Source organism: Bacillus crepusculi, assembly GCF_014764715.1.
Taxonomy (GTDB): Bacteria; Bacillota; Bacilli; order Bacillales; family Bacillaceae; genus Bacillus.
Genome location: NZ_JACXXE010000003.1, coordinates 1 through 25,385, shown reverse-complemented (window position 1 = coordinate 25,385; position 25,385 = coordinate 1). Strand labels below are relative to the sequence as shown.

Genomic DNA, 25,385 nt, shown 5'->3' with positions numbered 1-25,385 from the left:
TTCGGGAAACTAACTATTTATTGAAGAAAGGAAGTTCTAAACATGCAATTGACTGAACTTTCCATCCGAAGTCAGAATTTATTCATACGTGATTATATAGAAGAAAAAAAAGAGATGACTGCTTTTTTTGATTATGATATACATTCTGAGTACACATGGAAAAAGAGATACGACGATCTCATGGAAAGGAGCTTCCCGCGCGAGGCTTTAGCTGATTATATGAGCGCATATCATGCAAAGTTTGAATCAGCAGCGATGCGTCAAAACATTGAAAAAATCCGTGATGAACGGAGTGTCATGGTGGTGGGAGGACAGCAGGCAGGCCTACTGGCAGGACCGCTTTATACCATACATAAAATCATATCCATTATTCGGTTTGCAAAAGAAAAGGAAACAGAGCTTGGCGTTCCTGTCATTCCGGTCTTTTGGGTAGCCGGTGAGGATCATGATGTAGATGAAATTAATTTTGTGTACACGTCTAGTGAAAAAGGCCCGGTCAAACAAAAGCTGCCGTTACATAACGTCAAAAAAACTGCTGCAAAAAGAACACCACTGCAGCAGGAGAAAACAGAGAAATGGCTTCGTGATGTGTTTTCAACCTATGAAGAATCTGCTTACACAAACGACTTGCTTGATCAGCTTCTTCGATGTTTACGCAAATCAGAAACGTTTACTGATTTCTTTGAATGGATTGTGAGTGATCTCTTTGAAGAAGATGGGCTGCTCCTTTTTAATTCAGGAGATTTAGGCGTAAAACCACTTGAGCGAACGCTATTCAAACACATTGTCGAGTCGAGTGATACGATCACAGCTCGCCTGAATGAAACGCAGGCTGCCATGAAAGAAGCGGGATATCAGCCGATTATTGAAGCTGGTGACCATCAAGCGAACCTGTTTTACGAATATGATGAGGAGCGTTTCCTCATTGAAAAAGAGCAGCATCAGTTTTCTGTATCTGAAGTGGGGCTTACGTGGACAAAGGAAGAGCTTTTGCAAGAAGTCGAGGAGCACCCAGAAAGGTTTAGCAACAATGTGGTGACGCGCCCCTTAATGCAAGAAACCCTCCTCCCGACACTTGCTTTTATGGCAGGACACGGCGAAGTCAACTATTGGGGAGAGTTGAAAGGAATTTTTGAATACTTTGAAGTGAAGATGGCACCTGTTCTTCCGAGACTGCACGTCACCATTCTTGAAAGGCATATTGACAAAAAACTGCCAGTCAGAGATCTGTCACTAGAAGAAGTGCTGACAAACGGAGTCAAAGAAAAGAGGGACGCGCACTTTCAGCAAAGCCTTCCCGACAGTTTCGTTCAAGCAGTTCAACAGGCCAAACGTGAATTAGCAAATGTTCATGGCGTGATGAGACAAGAAGCGCTGGAGATTGAACCGAGCTTTGAGCAGCTTCTAGATAAAAATGCCAAATTTATTGAAGACCAGCTTCAATTTGTATATCAAAAGGTGGCTCAGCGTGTGGAAGAGAAGGAAAGATATATCCTTCGTGACTTTGAACGGATTGAAAATAGTTTAAAACCACTAAATGCACCTCAAGAAAGAATTTGGAATATCATGTATTTTTTAAACAAATATGGTCCAGAATTCTTCAAAACATTCAAAAATATGCCATTTTCATTTCAAAACAAGCAACAAATTGTCAAACTTTGAAATAAAGTTTTAATGAACCCTGACTAGTTCAGGGTTTTTTTTTATGTAGAAACAGTGTAGAATAAGTTTTGTGGAGAGAAGTGGTGGATAGTGGAGAGTATGGGTGAGAAAGTGGGGCTCTGTTTATCATGTTCATGGGTGAATACCAACATACGATTGATACAAAAGGGCGCATGATCATCCCTGCTAAATTTAGAGACGGTCTCGGAGAACAGTTTGTGCTGACGAGAGGGCTTGATCAATGTTTATTTGGCTACCCTATGAGTGAGTGGAAACTAATCGAAGAGAAACTCAAAGCACTTCCGCTAACGAAAAAAGATGCACGTGCGTTTACCCGTTTTTTCTTCTCTGGCGCAGTCGAATGCGATCTGGACAAGCAGGGACGCATTAACATCGCATCAAACCTACTCCAATATGCAAAACTCGAAAAAGAATGTGTGGTCATCGGCGTTTCAAATCGAATTGAGTTGTGGAGTAAGTCGATCTGGGAACAATATACAGAAGAGCAAGAAGATTCTTTTGCTGAAATTGCTGAAAACATGATTGGATTTGATATATAATAATCCCTTGTGCAGCAAGCTTTCTACACATTCATTTCTATTTGAAAAAGGTGGGACCATAACATCATGTTTCAACATGAGACAGTATTATTAAAAGAAACAGTTGACGGTTTGAATGTCAAAGAAGACGGTACATATGTGGACTGCACGCTAGGCGGCGCAGGTCATAGCTCATATTTACTATCTCAATTATCAGAAAAAGGTACATTAATTGGTTTTGACCAAGACGATGCTGCACTGGATTATGCACGAGAGAAGCTCGCAGATTCAAAAGCGAACATTCTTTTCATAAAAAGCAACTTCCGATATTTAAAAGAATGTCTGAATGAACAAGGCATTACAAGCGTAGACGGTTTTATCTTTGATCTTGGTGTGTCGTCTCCTCAGCTCGATACACCAGAGAGAGGCTTTAGTTATCATCATGATGCACCTCTTGATATGCGAATGGATCAATCAGCTGCATTGTCGGCAAAGCAAGTGGTGAATGAATGGCCGTTTGAAGATTTAGTTCGGATTTTCTACAAATATGGGGAAGAGAAATTCAGCAAGCAAATCGCACGCAAAATTGAAGAAGCTAGAAAAAAAGCACCGATTGAAACAACGGGGGAGCTTGTCGACATTATCAAAGAAGGAATTCCCGCCCCTGCAAGACGAACGGGCGGACATCCAGCAAAAAGAGTGTTTCAAGCGATCCGAATTGCCGTAAATGACGAATTGAAAGTATTTGAAGAAGCACTAGAACAAGCAATAGAGTTACTCAATCCGAAGGGGAGAATTTCTGTCATTACATTCCATTCACTTGAAGATCGGATTTGTAAAAGTACATTTAAAGAGATGTCTTCTCTTCCAGAACTTCCGCACGGACTACCAGTGATTCCAGAAGGACTTGAACCAAAACTGAAGCTGATCACGAGAAAACCGATCGTCGCATCAGAACAAGAGCTGGAACATAACAACCGTGCCCGTTCAGCGAAGCTCCGAATTGCAGAAAAAAAGTAAATGACACCATAGATGATGATAAAAAGGAGGTTTCTTATGAGTAATTTGGCTTACCAAAGAGAAGTAAAGCAACATCAAACAGAGCAGCAAGGCCAAGCGGTTGTCATTAGAAGAAGAGGTTCTATCACACTTGGTGAAAAAGTCTTACTTGTCATGTTTGTCATGGCTCTTATGTGCAGCTCCATTCTCATTATTTCTAAAGCCTTTGCTGTCTATCATGCCAACATCGAAGTGCAGAAATTAGAACAGCAAGTATCTTTAGAATCGAAGAAGATCACAGAGCTACAAAAGGAAAAAGACTTGCTAAGTGAACCAGAGAGAATCATCGAAGCCGCTAAAAAAGCAGGCTTAAGCATATCGAAAGATGTTAAGAAGGTCGATTAACATGGCGATGCCTAAAAAGAATAAAATGATGAACAGAGGCGCGGCAATTGCGAGTATTTGCTTCGCCCTGTTTTTCTTTATCATCCTTGTACGTTTTATCTATATTCAGATTACTGGAACGGTTGATGGACAGGTTCTAGCTGCCAAGGCAAATGAACAATATCAATCGAAGAAAACGCTTGAAGCCAAAAGAGGGTCCATTTTAGACAGAAATGGAAATGTGATTGCAGAGGACACCTCTGTGTATAAACTCATTGCCATCATGAGCAAGAAAATGACGGTAGATCCAAAGCACCCGATGCATGTCGTCGATAAAGAAAAGACAGCAAAAGAGCTGTCAAAAGTCATTGATATGAGCGAAAGCGAAATCTTAAAGCGTCTGAATACAAAGGGTGCGTTCCAAGTCGAGTTTGGTAAAGCCGGGAAAGACATTAGTTTTTCAACAAAGGAAAAAATTGAAAAGCTAAAGCTTCCTGGGATCGCATTTGAAAAAGACACGAAGCGATATTATCCAAACGGCATGTTTGCTTCTAACTTAATTGGTTATGCAAGATTAGATGAGGCGACGAAGGACATGTCAGGTGCGATGGGACTTGAGAAGGCGCTGAACAAATATTTAAAAGAAAAAGACGGCTATGTGACATATAATAGTGACAGAAGCGGATGGGCGCTTCCTAATAGTAAAGAAGACATTGTCGCCCCAAAGGACGGGAAAAACGTCACGCTGACCATCGATCAAAAAATTCAGGCGTTTCTTGAAGAAAGCATGACGCAGGTTGCTAAAAAATATAAGCCGAAGAAAATCATTGCGACAGTTGTTGATCCGAAAACCGGAAAGGTTCTCGCGATGGGACAGCGGCCGAGCTTTAATTTAAATGAACTAGACATTACGAACTATAACAATGATGTGATTTCATACGCGTTTGAACCAGGTTCAACGATGAAGATCTTTACACTCGCTGCGGCAATCCAAGAAGGGGTCTACCAAGGCAGTGACAAATATCAATCTGGTACTTATAAAGTAGGCGGCGGTCTTGTAAGGGACCACAACAACGGAAATGGCTGGGGGAAAATTGATTTTCATCAAGGTGTTCTCCGTTCTTCAAATGTGGCCTTTGCAAAGCTGGCAAAGGAAAAGCTAGGCTTCACGAGATACGAACAATATTTGCAAAAATTCCATTTCTATGACAAAACGGGAATTGACTTGCCAAATGAAGCGTCTAGCAAAATCAACTACAGATACGAATATGACAAAGCGTCGACGGCTTATGGTCAAGCGTCTGCCATTACGCCAATCCAACAAATCGAAGCAGCGACTGCGATTGCAAACGGCGGAACGATGATGAAGCCATATGTCATTGACCATATTACAGACCCGAACACAAACAAAACGATTTTACAGCACGAACCAACAGTAGCTGGAAAGCCGATTTCATCTGATACAGCGAAGAAGGTTCGTGACATTTTAGGTGAGGTTGTGTCCTCGAAAATTGGTACAGGTCAGCCTTATCAAATCAAAGGCTTTGACGTCGCTGGAAAAACAGGGACAGGACAAATTGGTGGTGCCGGCGGTTACCTTCAGGGAAGAAACGATTACGTTTTTTCATTCATGGGCATGGCGCCAAAAGATGATCCGAAGCTGCTCGTTTATGTGGCCGTACAGCAGCCGCAGCTGTCTGAAACAGAAACAGGCTCTGCCCCAGTTTCACAAATCTTTAACCCTGTCATGAAAAATAGTCTGCTATATTTAAATATCGCACCAACAAAAACAGACGATAAAAAATCAGGCGAACAAAAGGTGAAACAAGAAACCATGCCTTCATTCCTCGATTTAGAAGTGAAGCAGGCAGAAGCAGAAGCGAAAAATAAAAACTTAACACCTGTTGTCATTGGCGATGGTCTCTCCATTAAACGCCAGTGGCCGAGTGCGGGCTCTGAATTCTCTGAAAGCCAGAAAGTCTTCTTGAAAACAGCAGGGAAAACCATAAAGATGCCTGATATGACGGGCTGGTCCAGAAGGGAAGTCCTCCAATATGCATCCATTTCCGGTGTGCATATAGAAACAAATGGACAAGGATATGCTGTCAAACAAAGTGTCAAAAGTGGAGCGGAGATTTCAGATAAGGTCGTCACTGTCACATTTAAAAGTCCAAATTAACTGCGAAACCTAGCAAATCATTTGCTAGGTTTTTTCTATTGCTCCAGTGGGATAGACGAGACCGTTCTATAAAAAGACGAGCCTGCATATGATGGAAACAAGCCATATGTAAGGAGTGAGCCGGGCGTGCGAGTGTCGAGTGTAACAGTGAGAAAACGATTGCTTTTCGTGCTGCTGTTTGGGGTGATCATTTTTTTCATCATAGATACTAGATTAGGATATGTACAGTTTATTATGGGCGAAAAGCTGACAAGCTTAGCAAAAGATTCATGGAGCCGGAACCTCCCATTTGAACCGGAACGAGGAGATATTTTGGACCGGAATGGGATAGAGCTGGCGACGAACAAAAGTGCACCATCCATTTTGGTCGTCCCGCGGCAAATTAAAGATCCTGCAGAAACAAGCAAGAAACTGGCGGCAGTGCTGAATATGTCTGAGGAGAAAGCGTACAAGCACGTCACGAAGAAAACATCAATTGAACGAATTTCTCCTGAGGGCAGAAAAGTATCTCATGAAAAAGCAAAAGAAGTAAGAGAGCTTGATTTAGAGGGTGTTTATGTAGCAGAAGACAGCATCAGACATTATCCATTTGGCAGTTTCCTATCCCATGTACTAGGCTTTGCTGGAATTGATAATCAAGGTTTGCTTGGGCTGGAAGCCTATTATGATGATGACCTAAAAGGTGAAAAAGGCTCTGTGAAATTTTATTCCGATGCAAAAGGACAGAAAATGCCAGATGAAGCAGATGATTATACACCGCCTAAAGATGGTCTTGATATGAAATTAACGGTTGATTCGAAAGTACAAACCATTATTGAACGAGAATTAGACAATGCGCAGGCAAAATATCAACCAGATGGCATGATCGCTATCGCCATGAACCCGAAAAATGGTGAAGTACTTGGGATGTCAAGCAGACCGGATTTTGATCCAGCTGACTATCAATCAGTTGATCCTAAAGTATTTAACCGGAATTTACCAGTTTGGAGCACATATGAGCCGGGATCAACGTTTAAAATTATTACACTTGCAGCAGCATTAGAAGAAAAGAAAGTGAATTTAAAACGCGATCACTTTTTTGACAGCGGATCTGTGACGGTCGATGGAGCAAGACTCAGATGCTGGAAAAAAGGAGGACATGGTTCACAGTCATTTTTAGAAGTGGTGCAAAACTCCTGTAACCCGGGCTTTGTAGAGCTGGGTGACCGTCTTGGAAAAGATAAATTATTTTCCTATATTAAAAATTTCGGTTTTGGCCAGAAAACTGGAATTGACCTTCAAGGGGAAGGGAGAGGCATTTTGTTTCCCCTTGATCGAGTAGGTCCTGTAGAGCAGGCAACAACTGCCTTTGGTCAAGGTGTCTCCGTTACGCCGATTCAACAAGTAGCCGCAGTGGCGGCCGCAGTAAATGGCGGGACACTTTACACGCCTTATATTGCAAAAGAATGGATAGATCCGGTCACAAAAGAAATTGTAAAAAAGCAATCACCGATTGCCAAAAAGAAAGTGATCTCAGCAGAAACATCAAAAGAAATCAGATATGCACTTGAAAGTGTAGTCGCTCAAGGAACTGGACGAAATGCATTTGTTGAAGGGTATCGGGTTGGCGGAAAAACGGGAACAGCACAGAAGGTAAAGGACGGAAAATACATGGAAAACAACCACATTGTGTCATTTATCGGATTTGCGCCTGCTGATGACCCTAGCATCGTTGTATATGTAGCCGTTGATAACCCAAAAGGAACCATTCAATTTGGTGGGACAGTAGCCGCACCAATAGTTGGTCATATTATGCGAGACAGCCTGCCTGAGATGGGTGTGAAAAAAAGAAAAGGACAAATTGAAAAGAAGTACCAGTGGCTGGACACAAAAACCATTGAGGTACCGAATCTTGTAGGGGGATCTGTTTCTGACCTTGAATCCCTCCTGATTAACCTGAAGATCGATGCCTCAGGTACTGGTAGTAAAGTGGTGAAGCAATCACCTGCTGCTGGGACAAAGGTGAAAGAAGGCTCAACGATCAGATTATACTTAAACGATGAATAATAAAGAATGAACAGAGGGTAGCCGCACTCATTCGGCTGCCTCTTTTTGTTGAAAGAGAAGGGCAGTTTTAAAAAAAGAGCACAAAGTGTGTTTTTTCCAAGAGAAACTTAAGGAATACGCTGGATGTATCCTTTTTTTTACGATAAAATATAGACTGTGTGTTTTTTTCACAAGACATGCACGTGAACGAATTTGAGAGGTTTGATATAAAAATGAAATTACAAGAACTCCTTACATACTTTAAAAGTGAAAACAACGAATTGATAAACGAAAATCCCGAGATCATTTCTATTGAAATGGATTCAAGAGAAGTGAAAAAAGGGAGCCTTTTTGTCTGTATAAAAGGCTATACAGTAGATGGACATGATTATGCTGAAAAAGCGGTGAAAAGCGGGGCTGCGGCGATTGTAGCAGAGCACCCTCTTAACATAACTGATGTACCAGTCATTATTGTGAAACACTCTCAAAGAGCACTTGCACGAATCGCTGATGCGTTTTACAGGCAGCCAACTCATAAGCTACATCTCATCGGGATCACAGGAACAAACGGAAAAACATCAACAACACACATGATCGAACAGATGATGAGAAAAGCCGAAAAGAAAACTGGCTTAATTGGTACGATGTATATGAAGGTGAATGATGACATTCTCGATGTGAAAAACACAACACCTGAGAGTGTTACACTTCAAAAAACCTTTAAACAGATGCTTGATCAAGGTGTAGATACGGCCATTATGGAAGTATCCTCACATGCACTCCATCTTGGCCGGGTGCATGGATGTGATTATGATATTGCTGTTTTCACAAACCTGACGCAGGATCACCTTGATTATCACAACACAATGGAAGAATATAAACACGCGAAAAGCTTGCTATTCTCCCAGCTTGGAAGTGCCTTTCATCATGATAAGCCGAAGCACGCAATTTTAAATGCTGATGATGACGCTTCGAGTTATTTTGAAAAGGTCACAGCTGCTGAAATTATGACATATGGCTTAGAGCAACAAGCAGATGTCATGGCAAAAAATATTCAAATCAAGCCTAAGGGAACTCAATTTGATTTGATCACACCAATCGGCACAAAGAAGGTGACAGTTGCCCTTATCGGGAAATTCAATGTGTATAACATTCTGGCAGCTGTATCAGTAGGAATTGTATCTGGCTTAACGTTTGAGACAATCGTTAGTGCTATTGAAGAGCTGGAGGGAGTCAAAGGAAGATTTGAACTTGTGAACTGTGATCAAGACTTCCCTGTCATCATTGACTACGCGCATACACCTGACAGCTTAGAAAATGTCCTCACAACATGTAGAGAATTAACTGAGGGCAAAATTTTCTGTGTGATCGGCTGCGGTGGAGATCGTGATAAAACAAAGCGTCCTCAAATGGCTCAAATCGCTGTGAAATATGCAGATGAGCCTGTATTTACTTCAGACAACCCAAGAAGTGAAGATCCATCAGCTATTTTAAAAGATATGGAAAATGGTGTACCTGAGGCATATTACCATAGCTTTGTGAATCGTAAACAAGCCATCTTTTTTGCGATTGCCAATGCAAAAAAAGGCGATACCGTCTTAATTGCGGGAAAAGGCCACGAGACGTACCAAATTATTGGCGATCAAGTCTACGACTTTGATGATGCAAAGGTTGCAGTGGACGCTATTTTAGATCTAAACAAATCTTAAAATTGATGAAAAGAGTGTAATGAAATGAAGCATTTTGTACAAAAACAACATATGAAAGTTTCGAATGAATATCATAATAATGAATGCTATTTTCTGATGGAAAACGGCTTTGGAAATTCGGAAGGAGTAAAGAACGATGCTTGAACAGGTGATATTGTTTACAATCATAATGGGATTTTTAATCAGTGTTCTTTTATCCCCGATTTTTATACCGTTTTTAAGAAGACTTAAATTTGGTCAGAGTATTAGAGAAGAAGGTCCACAATCTCACCAAAAGAAATCAGGCACACCGACAATGGGCGGAATTATGATTATCTTTTCTATCACCATTACAACAATTGTGATGATCAATAAATTCTCTGAGATTAGTCCAGAAATGTTCTTATTGTTATTTGTCACGCTTGGCTACGGTTTATTAGGATTTTTAGATGATTATATTAAAGTAGCGATGAAGCGAAATCTTGGATTAACATCGAAACAGAAATTGATCGGTCAAATTGTGATCGCAGTGATTTTTTATGCAGTCTTCCATTATTATCAGTTTGCAACGACGATTCGCATTCCAGGAACAGATGTCAGCTTTGATTTAGGATGGGCTTACTTTATCCTCGTCATTTTCATGCTTGTCGGTGGTTCTAATGCGGTGAACTTAACAGATGGACTTGATGGTCTATTATCTGGAACAGCTGCCATTGCTTTCGGAGCCTTTGCCATACTTGCCTGGAATCAATCTCAATATGATGTGGCGATCTTTTCAGTAGCTGTTGCTGGAGCCGTCCTTGGTTTCCTTGTGTTTAATGCGCACCCTGCAAAAGTATTTATGGGTGATACAGGATCACTGGCTTTAGGCGGAGCCATTGTAGCGATTGCGATTTTAACGAAGCTTGAAATTTTACTCGTCATTATTGGCGGAGTATTTGTTGTTGAAACGTTATCCGTTATCCTTCAAGTTATCTCCTTTAAAACAACTGGAAAAAGAATCTTTAAGATGAGTCCGCTTCACCACCACTATGAGTTAGTTGGCTGGTCTGAGTGGAGAGTGGTTGTCACCTTCTGGACAGCTGGTTTATTACTTGCTGTTTTAGGAATTTACATCGAGGTGTGGTTATAATTGAATAAGATGCAAATGTTAAAAAACGAACATGTACTAGTATTAGGTCTTGCAAAAAGTGGATATGCGGCCGCCTCAATTCTTCACGAACACGGAGTAAACGTAACAGTAAATGATCAAAAATCGTTTGAAGAAAATGAGCCAGCACAGCTACTTTCTGAAAAGGGGATCGATGTCATTTGTGGCAGTCATCCTCTTCGTATATTCGAAGATAAAGAAATTACGATTTTAATTAAAAATCCTGGAATTCCATATGAGAATGTGATGGTTCAAGAGGCACTTCGACGCCAAATTCCAGTTTGGACTGAAATAGAATTAGCTTATCATTTGACCTCATCTCCTTTTATTGGGATTACCGGATCGAATGGGAAAACCACTACGACTACACTGATTTATGAAATGCTAAAAAAAGACAGTCAAAAAACATTAGTGGCAGGTAATATTGGAACAGTTGCCAGCGAAGTCGCTGCAAATTCAACTGGTGATGAATGGATCGTCACTGAGCTCTCTTCCTTTCAGTTAATGGGGACTGTTGAATTCAGACCCAAAATCAGCTTGATTTTAAATATTTTTGACGCACATTTAGACTATCACCATACTCGTGAAGAATACGAAAAAGCAAAGCAGAAAGTATACGCACATCAACATGAAAATGACGTAGCTGTGATCAACCTAGATGATCCATCTGTCGTTAAGCTAGCAGAAGGATCAAAAGCGAAAAAGGTGTTTTTCTCGGTGAAAGAGCCAGTAGAACATGGTGCCTTTATTAAAAATGGCGCTATCTACTACATGAATGAACATATCATTGATCTAAAGGATGTTGTTCTTCCTGGTGAGCATAATCAAGAAAATATTTTGGCAGCCATTTGTGTCGTGAAAAATGCAGGCTGTTCAAATGAAGCGATCACACATGTTCTCACAACATTTAGTGGAGTAAAGCATCGTTTGCAGTTTGTCGATACAATTCAAAGTAGAAAATTTTATAACGATAGTAAAGCAACCAATATACTGGCAACAAGTAAAGCTTTGTCAGCCTTCAAGCAGCCGACCATTTTACTAGCAGGTGGACTAGATCGAGGCAATGAATTTGATGAATTGAAACCTTTTATGAAAAATGTGAAAGGAATTATCACATTTGGCGAAACTGCACCTAAGTTTTTAAAGCTTGGTGAAGAGCTGGGAATACATCACGTCAAACATGTCGATAATGTTGAACAAGCAGTACCTGCGGCGTTTAGCATATCTGAAGAAGAAGACGTGATTTTATTATCTCCGGCTTGTGCAAGCTGGGATCAACATAAAACATTTGAAGAACGTGGAGACATGTTTGTAAACGCCGTGCATATGCTTAAATAAGGGCTTGTCTCTCATATGACTGACAGCCCAAATGAAATTATGCTTGGGGTGTCGGTCTCGTGACGAATAAGAAAACTTCTCCGGATTTTTTGCTTGTTGTCATTACGTTACTTTTATTGACGATTGGTTTAATTATGGTGTACAGCGCAAGTGCTGTGTGGGCATCATATAAATTTGATGATTCGTTTTATTTTGCAAAAAGACAGCTTTTGTTTGCCGGAATCGGAGTTATCGCGATGTTTTTCATTATGCGAGTCGATTATTGGACGTGGCGGACTTGGTCAAAGATATTGATTGCTGTTTGTTTCCTCCTCCTGCTACTTGTACTGATTCCTGGTATTGGTATGGAGAGAAATGGATCAAGAAGCTGGATCGGTGTCGGTGCGTTTAGTATTCAGCCCTCTGAATTTATGAAGCTTGCGATGATTGCGTTTCTCGCAAAATTCTTATCTGAAAAACAAAAAAATATCACGTCCTTCCGTAAAGGTTTTGCGCCAGCGTTAGGTATTGTGTTTTCTGCATTTGCCATCATTATGCTGCAGCCGGACCTGGGGACAGGAACGGTTATGGTTGGAACTTGTATTATTATGATTTTTGTTTCAGGTGCGAGAATTGCTCACTTTATCTTTCTCGGTCTTCTAGGGCTAAGTGGCTTTGCTGCACTTGTCTTATCAGCACCCTATCGAATAAAACGAATTACGTCTTATTTAAACCCTTGGGAGGATCCACTAGGCAGCGGGTTTCAAATTATTCAATCCTTATACGCTGTTGGTCCAGGCGGATTGTTCGGAATGGGTCTAGGTCAAAGTAGACAAAAATTTTTCTATTTACCTGAGCCTCAAACGGACTTTATTTTTGCGATTTTGTCTGAGGAGCTCGGCTTTATAGGCGGATCACTCATTTTGTTGCTCTTTAGTGTTCTGTTATGGAGAGGCATACGGATAGCACTTGGGGCACCAGACTTATACGGAAGTTTCTTAGCAGTTGGTATCATTTCAATGGTTGCCATTCAAGTGATGATTAATATCGCAGTTGTCACTGGACTTATCCCTGTGACAGGCATCACGCTCCCATTTTTAAGCTATGGCGGCTCATCACTAACATTAATGCTGATGGCAATTGGCGTACTTTTGAATGTAAGCAGATACGCTAGATATTAATGTACTGCTAGTTCATGAAACCATATCGACTTTTATTTTGCAAAAGTACAAAAAAATGATTTGAAGAGTGAAAATGACAGTTTTTGTTTCGGAAACGTGATTTTTGACTCTTCTTTACAGGTTTTAACGGAGCCCTGTTGTTTAAAACAGGGTTTATACTTTGTTCAGAGCAGAAAAAAAATGAGGGGAAATGGTATAATGCGTATAGTAATCAGTGGAGGCGGAACAGGTGGACATATTTATCCGGCCTTAGCCTTTATTAAAGAAGTAAAAAAGCTACATCCTGATGTGGAATTTTTATATATTGGTACTGAAAATGGACTTGAAAAGAAAATTGTAGAAAGAGAAAATATTCCTTTCAAGTCAATAGAGATTTCAGGTTTTAAAAGAAAGCTTTCCTTTGATAACGTAAAAACAGTGATGAGATTTCTAAAGGGCGTTCAAAAAAGCAAATCTTATTTAAGAGAATTTAAGCCTGATGCTGTCATTGGAACAGGCGGTTATGTGTGTGGTCCTGTCGTTTATGCGGCTTCTAAGCTGAAAATTCCGACCATCATTCACGAACAAAACAGCCTGCCTGGTATCACAAATAAGTTTCTTGCGAGATATGTTAATAAGGTAGCCATTTGCTTTGAAGAAGCAAAGGCGCATTTTCCTTCTGAAAAGGTTGTTTTTACGGGAAACCCAAGAGCCTCTGAAGTCGTCTCTATTAAAGAGGGGAAATCTCTTAAAGAGTTTGGTCTAGATGAAAAGAAAAAAACGGTTCTTATTTTTGGTGGGAGCAGAGGTGCAGCTCCGATCAATAGAGCAGTCATTGACATGCAAGATGAATTAAAGACAAAAAACTACCAGATTTTATATATTACTGGTGAGGTTCATTATGAAAAGGTGCTGAACGAACTAAACGACAAAGGTGCAGCACCAAATATGATCACAAAACCTTTCTTGCATCAAATGCCGGAGTATCTGAAATCGATTGATGTAATTGTTGCAAGGGCGGGAGCCACAACGATAGCTGAAGTGACAGCTCTTGGAATTCCAACCGTTTTCATTCCAAGCCCATACGTGACGGCAAATCATCAGGAAATCAATGCTAGATCACTTGAAAAGCATGATGCTGCGATCGTTTTAAGAGAATCAGAGCTTTCAGGAGACCGCTTGCTGCATGCAATTGATGAAATTGCCGGTAATGAAGAGAAACTAATCCAAATGAGCCGTTTAACAAAAGAACTCGGAGTACCAGATGCGGCTACACGTTTATATAATGTGTTAAAAGAAATTACGACTACATGATTGAATGATATTAGGTAAGGCGGAGGGTAATATGGAGAACTTGAAGAATGAATTATTAGAAGCGCAAGTTGGTAAAGTACTTGAAAATGAGCCGCTTGCAAATCATACGACAATGAAAATAGGCGGACCAGCAGATCTATTGATCATTCCAAAAGATGTCGACGCAGTCAAAACGATCATGGATCAGGTGAAAAAACATCATGCGGATTGGACGGTCATTGGGAGAGGGTCTAATTTACTTGTACTTGATAAAGGAATACGTGGTGTCGTCCTGAAGTTAGGCGCTGGACTTGATCATTTAACTGTAAATGATGAAGAAATTACAGTTGGCGGCGGCTACTCTGTTGTCAGGCTCGCAACGTCTCTTAGTAAGCAGGGCCTTTCAGGATTGGAATTCGCAGCTGGTATTCCAGGGTCTATTGGCGGCGCCGTTTATATGAACGCAGGTGCACACGGATCTGATATCAGTAAGATTCTTGTGAAGGCTAGAATCTTATTTGAAGATGGAAGCATCGAGTGGCTAACAAATGAGCAAATGAACTTTAGCTATCGAACGTCTGTACTTCAAAAGGAACGGCCTGGCATTGTCCTTGAAGCCGTGTTTAAGCTCAAACAGGATGATCGCGAGAAAATCACAAAGAAAATGCAGCAAAATAAAGATTATCGTAAGGAAACACAACCTTATAATCGACCATGTGCCGGTAGTATTTTTCGAAATCCGTTGCCTGAATATGCAGGACAGCTTGTAGAAAAGGCGAATTTAAAAGGATACCAAATTGGCGGGGCGAGAATTTCTGATATGCATGGAAACTTTATTGTCAATGCTGGTGGCGCTACTGCTCAAGATGTGCTGGATTTAATTCAATACATTCAAAAGAAAATTAAAGAAGACTACAATGTAGATATGCATACAGAAGTAGAAATTATTGGTGAAGCAAATTAAAAGCTATTTTTTATGAATGATGGCATCGCAGGAAAACAAACGGCATTTTTCATGCCGTTTGTTTTCTAATCAAAATGATGATCCAAAGGTGTGTATCAGCAGCTTTGAATGAGGTGAAGAGTATATATGCGACCTGATCATGAAAATGAAAAGATCGTCAATATAGAAGAACGAATTCCTAAAATTAAAGAACAAAGAAAGCAGAAAGCGAATCGGAGACTGATCTCTTTTATTCTGCTGTTTTTTATCATGGTTTTAATTATTATTTATTTGCAAACACCCATCAGTAAAATTTCTTCTTTAACCATCACAGGTAACGAGCATGTATCAACAAAACAGATTGTTAAACTTTCACAAATTAAAGAAGGCGAGACAGAGTTTTGGAATTTAAATAAAGACATAACAGTAGATCATATTAAACAAAATAAACTGATTAAAAGTGTCGATATTAAAAAACAATTCCCAAATAAGGTCAGTATTGCAGTCAAAGAATATGCAAATATTGCGTACCTTCAAAAGGGGAATCTATATTATGAGCTTCTTGAAAATGGGACAGCTTTACCAGATGAAGTAACGCCCAGTCATGCAGGACCTATTTTTGTCGATTGGGACAATAAAGAGAAGCTGAAGCAAACAGTCAAATCTTTAAATCAACTCCCAGCCTCTATTCAGGAACTCATCTCAGAAGTATACTATGTGCCGACAAGTTCGAACCAGTGGCTCGTTAAATTTTATATGAATGACGGGAACACTGTGATTGCGTCAATTAAAACATTCGCCGATAAAATGAAAACCTATCCGGCCATTGTAAAAGAACTTTCGCCATCTGAGAAGGGCACCATTCATATGGAAGTCGCAACGTATTTTGAAGCTTTTAAATCTAAGAAAAAGGAAGATGAACGTTGAGAGGCAAAACAGTTATATTCTCAATTGTAATGCTTGTTCTTGGTTTTCTGATTTCTTTTTCATACCAATACACAAAGCAGCATCAGGCAGATGTCATTCGAACGGAGCAATGGAAAAAAGAATACTCATTGAAAAGTCAGCTGACAAAACAAGAAAAGGCAAACCAGAAACTTGAAAAAGAATTATATAGCCTTCAATCAAAGGTTCAAGCAACAGAAGCCAGTTTGAAAAATGAAAAAGAGCAGTATTTTAATGTATTGGAAGATGTTGAGAAATACAGAATGTTTACAGGAGAAGTCGGTGTGAAAGGAAAAGGGGTAAAAGTATCCCTTGAAGATGCATCTTATATCCCGAGTGGACAAAATGTCAATAATTACATTGTGCATGAGAGCCATATTTTCCATGTGATAAACGAACTATTTATATCAGGGGCATCTGCTGTATCAATTAATGGACAAAGAATTACACACCAATCATACATACATTGTAACGGACCAGTCGTTACAGTTGACGGAGTTCAGCATCCAGCGCCATTTGTCATTTCTGCTATTGGGGATCCTGCTGTGTTAATACCCGCTTTAAATATTGCAGGCGGAGTAGTTGATCAACTGACAAGTGATCACATTTCGATGACGATTGAAAAAAAGGAGATTCGTATGAATCCTCTTTTCCGAAACAAAGATTAAAAGTGAAAAGGTGAATGGTGTTGAGGAAAAAGAAGCCTTTACTTAGCTTGACAGTCTTGATGGTGATATTTGGCATCATGGTCGCTATCCAATTTAACTCTTTACAAAAACCTAAAATTCGTGATACTCGCGATGTGTGGGAATTAAGAGAGGATTTATCTACATCTAAAAGTAAGGAATTGGATTTACTGAAAGAAATTGATAAATATGATGAGATGCTGAAAAAATATGGTCATCAAGGGAATCAATCAAAAGAAGCACAATTAACAAAAACGTTAAAAGATTTAAAAGAAAAGGCCGGTTTTACAGAGGTAACGGGCGAGGGGATTGAAATTGAAATTTCTCAGCTCTTTTCTAAGGATCTGACCGGAGAAGAAGTAAAAAATATCCCGCCTGATCTTCTGAAAAAGTTAATCAACGAAGCTAATATGTTTGGAGCAAAACATATTTCCATTAATGACCACCGGGTGATTAATACAAGTGTCATTCGTGATATTAATGGGACGACGAAAATGGATGGCTACAGCATAGATGGAGATACAGTGACCATTAAGATGATTAGCCAGCAGGCAGACAAATTATACAGCCGTTTAAATGTCTCAGATATAGGTGATTTGTTCGCCCAAGAAAATTTCAGCTTGAGTATTAGCCAGCCGAAGGAAAAGATTGATTTAAAAGCATATGACGGTACAATTCAGATAAACGAATTGAAGCCTCTAGACGATGTAAAGGAGGGAAAATCTTAATGTGGCTTCCTGTACTTGGCTTAATCATAGGAGTTGCCATCGGTTTCTTAACAAATTTTACGATACCGAGTGAGTATTCTAACTATCTTTCCCTCGCTGTACTTGCTGCGCTTGATACATTGATTGGTGGAATCCGGGCACACCTGCAAGGGGCATACGATGAACTTGTGTTTGTATCAGGCTTTTTCTTTAATATTATACTCGCAATAAGTTTAGCTTTTCTGGGCGTCCATCTTGGTGTAGACTTGTATTTAGTCGGAATGTTTGCATTCGGAGTTAGATTGTTTCAAAATATAGCAGTTATTCGAAGAATTCTACTAACAAAATGGACAATTTCTAGAGAAAAAAAGAAAAAAAGTGAGTCATAAAAAAGGATATACATATGATGTAACGAATATTTTCAGTAATCCTAATAAAAAATGTTGATTTTTTAAGTTTTGTTACACACTTGTAAAAACACATGCATTGTATTGTTGTTCAGCAAATAATAGAATAGAAAGTATTGATATGTGAGGAGGTGCCATAGAATGAACAACAATGAAATTTACGTCAGCCTTGACATCGGTACATCCAATATAAAAGTCATCGTCGGAGAAATGGCGGATGATTCGCTTAACATTATAGGTGTTGGAAATGTCCCTTCTGAGGGGTTAAAAAAAGGATCGATTGTTGATATAGATGAGACAGTTCATTCTATTAGACAAGCATTTGAACAGGCTGAGAGAATGGTAGGTTTTCCTTTACAAAAGGCGATTGTCGGAATTAACGGAAACCACATTCATATTCAGAATACGAGCGGCGTGGTCGCAGTATCTAGTGAAAATAAAGAAATACATGCTGAAGATGTGAGACGTGTTTTAGATGCTGCACAGGTAGTATCTATTCCTCAAGAACATCTCGTCGTAGACGTCATTCCAAGACAATTTATTGTCGACGGAAGAGATGAGATCACAGATCCGAAAAAAATGCTTGGTGTTCGGCTAGAAGTGGATGGATCGTTAATTACAGGCTCTAAAACGATTCTACATAACTGGCTTCGATGTGTAGAGCGAGCTGGTATTGAAATTATGGATATTTGCTTGCAGCCACTCGCATCGGGCTCAGCAGCGTTATCGAAAGATGAAAAAAATCTAGGGGTAGCTCTTGTCGATATTGGCGGGGGATCTACAACGATTTCTGTATTTGAAAACGGGCATCTCTATTCTACTCACAGTATCCCTTTGGGCGGAGAGAACATTACAAAAGATTTGTCTATAGGACTTAGAACTTCCACTGAAGAAGCTGAACGAATCAAAAAACAATTTGGACATGCGTTCTATGATGAGGCATCGCCTGAGGAAACATTTGAAGTTTCTGTCATCGGTACCGATCAAAAACAGACTTATACACAACTTGAAGCGTCTAATATTATCGAAGCGCGTTTGGAAGAAATTCTGCTCTTTGTGGCAGAGGAATTAAGAAATATGGGTGTCCATGATTTGCCTGGCGGATTCGTTCTAACAGGTGGACAGGCAGCTATACCTGGTATTCTTTCTCTTGCACAAACGGTCTTACAAAACAATGTAAGAATTGCAAGTCCTAATTATATTGGGGTGAGAGAGCCTCAATATATGACGGGAGTGGGTCTGATCCATTTTGCTTACCGCAATGCAAAGATCCAGGGCAGACAGGTTGGATTCCAAATGCCGGATGAGGCGTTTCATGAAGTAGGCGCGTCCATGGAGCCGGTTTCTGCAACATCACAAGTGAAAGAAGCACAGCCAAGACCGAAAGTGAAACAAAAAGCACAACAAGAGACAAATAAAAAACCGGGCAAAATGAAAAAACTATTTAATATGTTCTGGGAATAGAATTAGATTTTCGACGGATTAGGAGGATTCAGCATGTTGGAGTTTGAAACAAATATAGACGGCCTAGCATCAATTAAAGTAATCGGAGTAGGTGGAGGCGGAAATAACGCTGTCAACCGAATGATCGAAAATGACGTACAGGGTGTCGATTTTATTGCAGTGAATACAGATGCACAAGCATTAAATCTATCAAAAGCAGAAACAAAAATGCAAATCGGTGCTAAGCTGACAAGAGGGCTTGGAGCAGGTGCGAATCCTGAAGTCGGTAAAAAGGCAGCTGAAGAAAGCAAAGAACAAATTGAAGAAGTATTAAAAGGCGCTGACATGGTCTTTGTTACAGCTGGTATGGGTGGTGGAACTGGTACTGGTGCTGCACCTGTCATTGCAAAGATTGCAAAAGATTCTGGGGCTTTGACAGTTGGTGTCGTCACTCGTCCTTTCACATTTGAAGGAAGAAAGCGTCAGCTTCAAGCAGTTGAAGGAATTGCTTCTATGAAAGAAGCAGTTGATACATTAATCGTGATTCCAAACGATCGCTTGCTTGAAATTGTTGATAAAAATACGCCAATGCTTGAAGCATTCCGTGCAGCGGATAACGTGCTAAGACAAGGTGTTCAAGGAATTTCAGATTTAATTGCAACACCAGGTTTGATTAACCTTGACTTTGCTGACGTGAAAACAATCATGTCTAATAAAGGTTCAGCCCTTATGGGAATCGGTGTCGCAACAGGTGAAAACCGTGCCGCTGAAGCAGCGAAGAAAGCCATTTCTTCACCACTACTTGAAACGGCGATTGACGGTGCACAAGGCGTCATCATGAATATTACGGGTGGTACAAACCTAAGTCTTTATGAAGTACAAGAAGCCGCTGATATTGTTGCATCAGCATCTGATGAAGATGTAAACATGATTTTCGGATCTGTTATTAATGATAACTTGAAGGATGAAATTGTGGTGACAGTAATCGCAACTGGATTTATTGAGCAAGAGCCAGAGGTGACAAAATCACAAAGAAATCCATTAGGTCAAGGATTAAAACAAAATCAATCCATTCCACAAAAGCGTGAAGTAAAACGCGAGGAACATCAGCAAACATCATCACAGCCAAGACAAAATACACAACAATCAAGCGATGATACACTCGATATCCCAACGTTCTTACGTAATCGCAACAAACGCTAATTGAACATGGCTCATCCCCTTCCATAGGAAGGGGATTTTTTAATGCCTTAAATGATAAAGGGACTGTTGTTCTTCTAACAGAAAAGTCTCGAACATGTAAGAATCGTTAATCTACCATACGTAATTTGTCTTATGTAGATTAAGCCGAAAGAATCATTTTTGATTCCTGTTACAAAAAACGACAAAATGATGAACTTTATTTGACTACATTAAATAGAACACCATGAATCTTGTCATGAACAAAAAGGAAGGAGAGAAGAGCGGGTTACACGTTGATTGACCATTTGAGGAGGAGGGATTTGATTGAAAGTGAAGTTTCGAAAAACCGCCGGCTATCGTTTGATGAGTCTATTGGTGATTGGTACTTTAACGATGACAAGCTTTGGGATGGTTCAGGCAAAATCGACTTCTACCTCATATCAGGAGGAAGCTGTTTCCTCTAAGACAACAAAAGCAAAGATTTCATCTAGATTAATGAAGCAGTTTGAGCAAAAAGACAAGGTGACCTTTTTAGTCAAAATGAAGGAACAAACAAATGCGCAAAAAGTGGCGAAGAAAGCTGTGTCAAAAGCCAAAAAACAAAAACTAACAGCTGCTAAAACGCAGTACACAAAAAGATCAGCTGTTGTATCTGAGCTAAGAGCAACGTCTGAAGAGACGCAACAAGCGCTACTTGCGTATTTACAAAAAGAACAAAAGAATAAGCAAGTGAAGGACATTCATTCGTATTATATTGTAAATGGTCTAGCTGTGACGGGAACGAAAGAGGTCATGGAAAAGGTGGCTTCCTTTCCGGAAGTAGATCAAGTGCTGCCAAATGAAACCCGTCAAATCCATCGTCCGGTTGATTTGAAGAGTGCTAAGCAGAAAAAACAAATCAAAGCAGTAGACGGAATCGAGTGGAATATTTCTCAGGTTCATGCCCCAGAAGCGTGGGCTTTAGGTTATGACGGTACTGGTACCGTTGTGGCAAGCATTGATACAGGTGTGGAATGGGAGCACCCTGCTTTAAAAGAAAAATACCGCGGATTTGATCCAGCACGGCCGAATGAACCTTCTCATGAATTTAATTGGTATGATGCAACGACAGGATCTGAGGCACCATACGATGATTTAGAGCACGGGACACATGTGACTGGAACGATGGTTGGCTCTGAGCCAGATGGAACGAATCAAATCGGGGTTGCACCAGGTGCAAAATGGATTGCGGTGAAGGCTTTCTCAGAAGATGGTGGTACAGATGCTGACTTGCTAGATGCAGGTGAGTGGATTTTGGCACCAAAGGATGAGAACGGAAATCCGCATCCGGAAAAGGCACCAGATGTTGTCAATAATTCTTGGGGCGGTGGACCTGGGCTAGATGATTGGTATAAAGATGTGGTCAATGCTTGGAGAGCAGCAGACATCTTCCCTGAGTTTTCGGCTGGCAATACCGATTTATTTAATCCTGGTGGTGAGGGATCGATTGCAAATCCTGCGAACTATCCAGAAGTCTTTGCGACAGGTGCAACGGATCAAGATAACAAATTAGGTTCTTTCTCACTGCAAGGTCCATCTCCATATGGTGTCATGAAACCAGATATTGCAGCCCCAGGGGTAAACATTCGCTCTTCAATCCCGCAGAAAGGATATGAGGATGGCTGGAATGGCACTTCGATGGCAGGCCCGCATGTTTCAGCGGTTGTTGCTCTTCTTCGGCAAGTACAATCAGACCTTTCTGTTGAAGCGATTGAGCAAATTCTCATTGATACAGCGAAGCCTTTGACAGATGAAAAATTCCCAGAATCACCCAACAATGGCTATGGGGCAGGTTTAGTTGATGCAATAGAGGCGATCACGGCATTAACAGATGGAATCGGCACGATTGAAGGACAGGTGACAACAGAAGGAGAAGATACAGAACCACCGGTTTTTTCTCATAAAGGACCGAATGAAATCTTTGCCTCCACGCCAACACCTTTGACCATCACAGCGGAAGATGAAGTAGCTGTGACGAATGTCTCCTTGACTTATCAAGTGGATCAAGGGAAATGGGAGACGCTGCAAGCAAGTCGAACGGATGGAAATCACTTAAAAGGAACCTATGTTGTCAAGCTTCCTGAACTTGAGGGTGAAAACGTCACGTATCGATGGATTGTGAAAGATTTTGGGGGAAATGAAGCGGCATCAGAGCCGTACACGCTACCGGTTAAAACATCTGTCACCACGGGCTACATGCAAGACTTTGAAGCATGGCCAAGTGGATGGTACAGTGGGGGAACGAAAGATCCTTGGCAGTGGGGGAAGCCGTCTACAGGTCCGAAAGAAGCCTTTACTGGAGAGCATGTCTATGCCACAAACTTAGACAGTCCTTATGAAAATCAAACAGATGCCAATTTATCAATGCCGATGGTATCTGTACCAGAGTCAGGCTCCTCCTTTTTGCAATATCAATACTGGCATGACCTTGAAGCAAATTATGACTATGTGCATGTACATGTGCAGCCGGAGGGTGAAGATGCTGTACAAGTGGCTGCCTATACAGGTAAAACAAACGAATGGACAGCAGGTGAAATCGATTTATCTGCCTATAAAGGTCAAAAGGTGAGAGTGAGTTTTCAGCTGAGAACAGATGGCAGTGTCACAAAAGACGGCTTTTATTTAGATGACGTGAAAATAACAGATCAAGCCTTGCCTCAAAAAGCAAAGAAACAACTTGGCGTCATCAAAAAAGAAAAGCCTGCCCGCCACAATAAAAAATCCGTCGATCCTAAAAGTGCAAAACCTGCTAAAGTAAAAGAAAAACATGTGCAGATGAAAAATGAAAAAAGTCTAGATGCTCCTTCCATCAAAGCCCTTCCTATGAAAGCGCAAATCAGTGTCCTTGAAAGCGGAAAATCAACGTACACTGATGAAGCGACAGGAAAATATCAGCTTTCCCATGGAGCGGGAGAATTTACAGTGAAAGCGGAAGCCTATGGCTTTGAATCACTCACCCAAAAAGTCAGCATTTCCTCAAATGAAAAGGCAGAAGCAAATTTCTCCTTACAGCCACTTGAAAAACGGACCATATCCGGCACAATCGTTAATGAGACGACAGGTGAAAAGGTAAAAGGTGCTACGGTTTATCTTGTAGAGGATGCGAAAATTGAGCCGGTGAAAACAGATGAATCCGGTGAGTTTTCTCTAGAGGCATTGAGCGGCGTCTATACAGTCAAAGTATTTGCGAAAGGCTTTAAAGGATATTCTTTTACAGCGGATGTCACAGAAAAGCCGCTGGCAAAAGCAATCAAGCTTGAGCCTTTTATCGGTTTTGCTGGGGAAATTGGCTACGATGACGGGACAGCTGAAAATGCACGGGCTTTTTATGATCCTGGCAATGGCTGGGCTGTGAAGTTTTCACTAGAAAAGGGGAGGAAACAAGCGCAGGTCACAGGGGGGCTATTCCGATTCTGGACATCAGAGTGGCCAGCTCCAGGCGGGAATGAATTTGCGGTTGAAGTGTATGACGCTTCTGGGAAAAACGGAGCGCCAGGTGAGAAAATGGCAGGACCATTAAAAGCAAATGCGCTACGTAATGGTGAATGGACAAAAGTAGATTTAGAAGATCAAGCCATCACTGTGGATGGAGATTTCTATCTCGTCTACATTCAAACGAAAAAGAATACGGAATCTCCGGGGCTTGCAACAGATGAAGATGGGCCAAACACTGAAAGAAGCTGGCAACTGACGAGCGGTGCCTTTTCGCCTTCTCCAAAAGAAGAGGGGAATTATATGATTCGTGCGCTTGTTCACTATGAAGCAGATGTGCCAGAAATTACATCTCCAAAAGCAGGAACGATAACGAACAAAGATGAACTGGAGATTGAAGGCGAAGCCTCACCTGGGCTTGATGTGGCGATCTATCAAAACGATGAAGAGATAGCCAAAGTGAAAGCAGATCAGTCGGGCACATTTAAAGAAAAGATCACTGTTTCAAGTGGAGAGCATGTATTCACAGCTGCGACTGTTACGGATAAAGGCGCAACAAAACGATCCAAATCAGTAAAGGTGATCATTGATCAAACAGCTCCAGCGCTCACCATAGATACACCGAAAAAAGGAGAAAAGACGAATAAAGAATCGCTCACTGTAGAAGGAAAGGTCACAGATGATCATCTTGATCAAGTCACTGTAAATGGAAAAAAGGCAACCATAAAAGAAGGGAAATATTCCGCAAGAATACTGCTTGAGAACGGGGAAAATACGATCAAAGTCACAGCGAAAGATGCAGCAGGAAACAAAACAACTAAAAAAGTCAATATTGATGTCCAATACGAGGCGCCTGAGATTTCTAAGCTGACTCCAGCAGAGAATGTCCATCTGGCATCAGGGGAGTCTGTTAACATTTCATTTCACAGTAGAGAAAAGCTAGATGCAACATTTGTCATTCACATGCCGCTGACAAACGCGAGATCAAAGCTTCAAAATACTACAGAGCTGCCGCTTCGCGAAGTATCGAGCGGAACGTATGAAGGCTACTGGACGGCTACATCTACCGCAAAAGCAAAAGGCGCAGAGATTGAAGTGATTGTTCGAGATGATTACGGAAATATCACAAGACAAAAGGCTTCTGGCACATTAAACATCAACGAGAAGTAATCCTGAGCAAAAGACACGACTCCTTGGAGCGTGTC

19 protein-coding genes are annotated in these 25,385 nt (G+C 40.8%); all 19 read left to right on the top strand.

Going from position 1 to position 25,385, the window contains the following annotated elements; all coding sequences use genetic code 11:
* Positions 1 to 42: 42 nt before the first annotated feature.
* Positions 43 to 1,662, top strand: a complete 1,620-nt coding sequence (gene bshC, locus IEE86_RS06880) for a bacillithiol biosynthesis cysteine-adding enzyme BshC (RefSeq protein WP_191096554.1) — start codon at positions 43 to 45, stop codon at positions 1,660 to 1,662.
* Positions 1,663 to 1,790: 128 nt separating this feature from the next.
* Positions 1,791 to 2,222, top strand: coding sequence for a division/cell wall cluster transcriptional repressor MraZ (gene mraZ, locus IEE86_RS06875; protein WP_003211163.1), 432 nt, complete (start codon positions 1,791 to 1,793; stop codon positions 2,220 to 2,222).
* Between the two features lie 66 nt (positions 2,223 to 2,288).
* Positions 2,289 to 3,221 carry a 16S rRNA (cytosine(1402)-N(4))-methyltransferase RsmH gene (gene rsmH / locus IEE86_RS06870; RefSeq protein WP_191096553.1) on the top strand — a complete coding sequence of 311 codons (933 nt, stop codon included), beginning with the start codon at positions 2,289 to 2,291 and terminating at the stop codon, positions 3,219 to 3,221.
* A 36-nt stretch (positions 3,222 to 3,257) separates the two neighbouring features.
* Positions 3,258 to 3,605, top strand: a complete 348-nt coding sequence (gene ftsL, locus IEE86_RS06865) for a cell division protein FtsL (RefSeq protein ID WP_191096552.1) — start codon at positions 3,258 to 3,260, stop codon at positions 3,603 to 3,605.
* 7 nt (positions 3,606 to 3,612) lie between these two features.
* A complete protein-coding gene (locus IEE86_RS06860) occupies positions 3,613 to 5,763 on the top strand; it encodes a penicillin-binding protein (RefSeq protein WP_224740879.1) in 2,151 nt (716 codons plus the stop codon).
* Between the two features lie 126 nt (positions 5,764 to 5,889).
* Positions 5,890 to 7,809: a stage V sporulation protein D gene (locus IEE86_RS06855; RefSeq protein ID WP_191096550.1), complete on the top strand. Its 1,920-nt coding sequence runs from the start codon at positions 5,890 to 5,892 to the stop codon at positions 7,807 to 7,809.
* 212 nt (positions 7,810 to 8,021) lie between these two features.
* Positions 8,022 to 9,497, top strand: a complete 1,476-nt coding sequence (locus IEE86_RS06850) for a UDP-N-acetylmuramoyl-L-alanyl-D-glutamate--2,6-diaminopimelate ligase (RefSeq protein ID WP_191096549.1) — start codon at positions 8,022 to 8,024, stop codon at positions 9,495 to 9,497.
* Between the two features lie 136 nt (positions 9,498 to 9,633).
* Positions 9,634 to 10,608, top strand: a complete 975-nt coding sequence (mraY, locus tag IEE86_RS06845; protein WP_034317997.1) for a phospho-N-acetylmuramoyl-pentapeptide-transferase — start codon at positions 9,634 to 9,636, stop codon at positions 10,606 to 10,608.
* Entirely contained in the window at positions 10,609 to 11,964 is a 1,356-nt protein-coding gene (gene murD / locus IEE86_RS06840; protein ID WP_191096548.1) for a UDP-N-acetylmuramoyl-L-alanine--D-glutamate ligase, read from the top strand.
* A gap of 59 nt (positions 11,965 to 12,023) precedes the next feature.
* Positions 12,024 to 13,124 carry a stage V sporulation protein E gene (gene spoVE / locus IEE86_RS06835; RefSeq protein ID WP_024424259.1) on the top strand — a complete coding sequence of 367 codons (1,101 nt, stop codon included), beginning with the start codon at positions 12,024 to 12,026 and terminating at the stop codon, positions 13,122 to 13,124.
* Between the two features lie 198 nt (positions 13,125 to 13,322).
* On the top strand, positions 13,323 to 14,417 hold the full coding sequence (murG, locus tag IEE86_RS06830; RefSeq protein ID WP_191096547.1) for an undecaprenyldiphospho-muramoylpentapeptide beta-N-acetylglucosaminyltransferase: 1,095 nt from the start codon (positions 13,323 to 13,325) through the stop codon (positions 14,415 to 14,417).
* 31 nt (positions 14,418 to 14,448) lie between these two features.
* Entirely contained in the window at positions 14,449 to 15,360 is a 912-nt protein-coding gene (murB, locus tag IEE86_RS06825) for a UDP-N-acetylmuramate dehydrogenase (RefSeq protein WP_191096546.1), read from the top strand.
* A 126-nt stretch (positions 15,361 to 15,486) separates the two neighbouring features.
* Positions 15,487 to 16,266 (top strand): cell division protein FtsQ/DivIB, encoded by a 780-nt coding sequence (locus IEE86_RS06820; RefSeq protein ID WP_191096545.1) that lies wholly within the window; start codon positions 15,487 to 15,489, stop codon positions 16,264 to 16,266.
* Positions 16,263 to 16,952: a DUF881 domain-containing protein gene (locus IEE86_RS06815; RefSeq protein WP_191096544.1), complete on the top strand. Its 690-nt coding sequence runs from the start codon at positions 16,263 to 16,265 to the stop codon at positions 16,950 to 16,952. Before IEE86_RS06820 ends, IEE86_RS06815 begins: the two co-directional genes overlap by 4 nt.
* 20 nt (positions 16,953 to 16,972) lie before the next feature.
* Positions 16,973 to 17,698 carry a DUF881 domain-containing protein gene (locus IEE86_RS06810; RefSeq protein ID WP_191096543.1) on the top strand — a complete coding sequence of 242 codons (726 nt, stop codon included), beginning with the start codon at positions 16,973 to 16,975 and terminating at the stop codon, positions 17,696 to 17,698.
* Positions 17,698 to 18,066 carry a small basic family protein gene (locus IEE86_RS06805; RefSeq protein ID WP_191096542.1) on the top strand — a complete coding sequence of 123 codons (369 nt, stop codon included), beginning with the start codon at positions 17,698 to 17,700 and terminating at the stop codon, positions 18,064 to 18,066. The genes IEE86_RS06810 and IEE86_RS06805 overlap by 1 nt, the downstream gene beginning before the upstream one ends.
* Before the next feature lie 159 nt (positions 18,067 to 18,225).
* Entirely contained in the window at positions 18,226 to 19,548 is a 1,323-nt protein-coding gene (gene ftsA / locus IEE86_RS06800) for a cell division protein FtsA (RefSeq protein ID WP_191096541.1), read from the top strand.
* A gap of 33 nt (positions 19,549 to 19,581) precedes the next feature.
* A complete protein-coding gene (gene ftsZ, locus IEE86_RS06795) occupies positions 19,582 to 20,730 on the top strand; it encodes a cell division protein FtsZ (RefSeq protein ID WP_034317972.1) in 1,149 nt (382 codons plus the stop codon).
* 303 nt (positions 20,731 to 21,033) lie between these two features.
* Entirely contained in the window at positions 21,034 to 25,350 is a 4,317-nt protein-coding gene (locus IEE86_RS06790; RefSeq protein ID WP_191096540.1) for a S8 family peptidase, read from the top strand.
* Positions 25,351 to 25,385 lie beyond the last annotated feature (35 nt).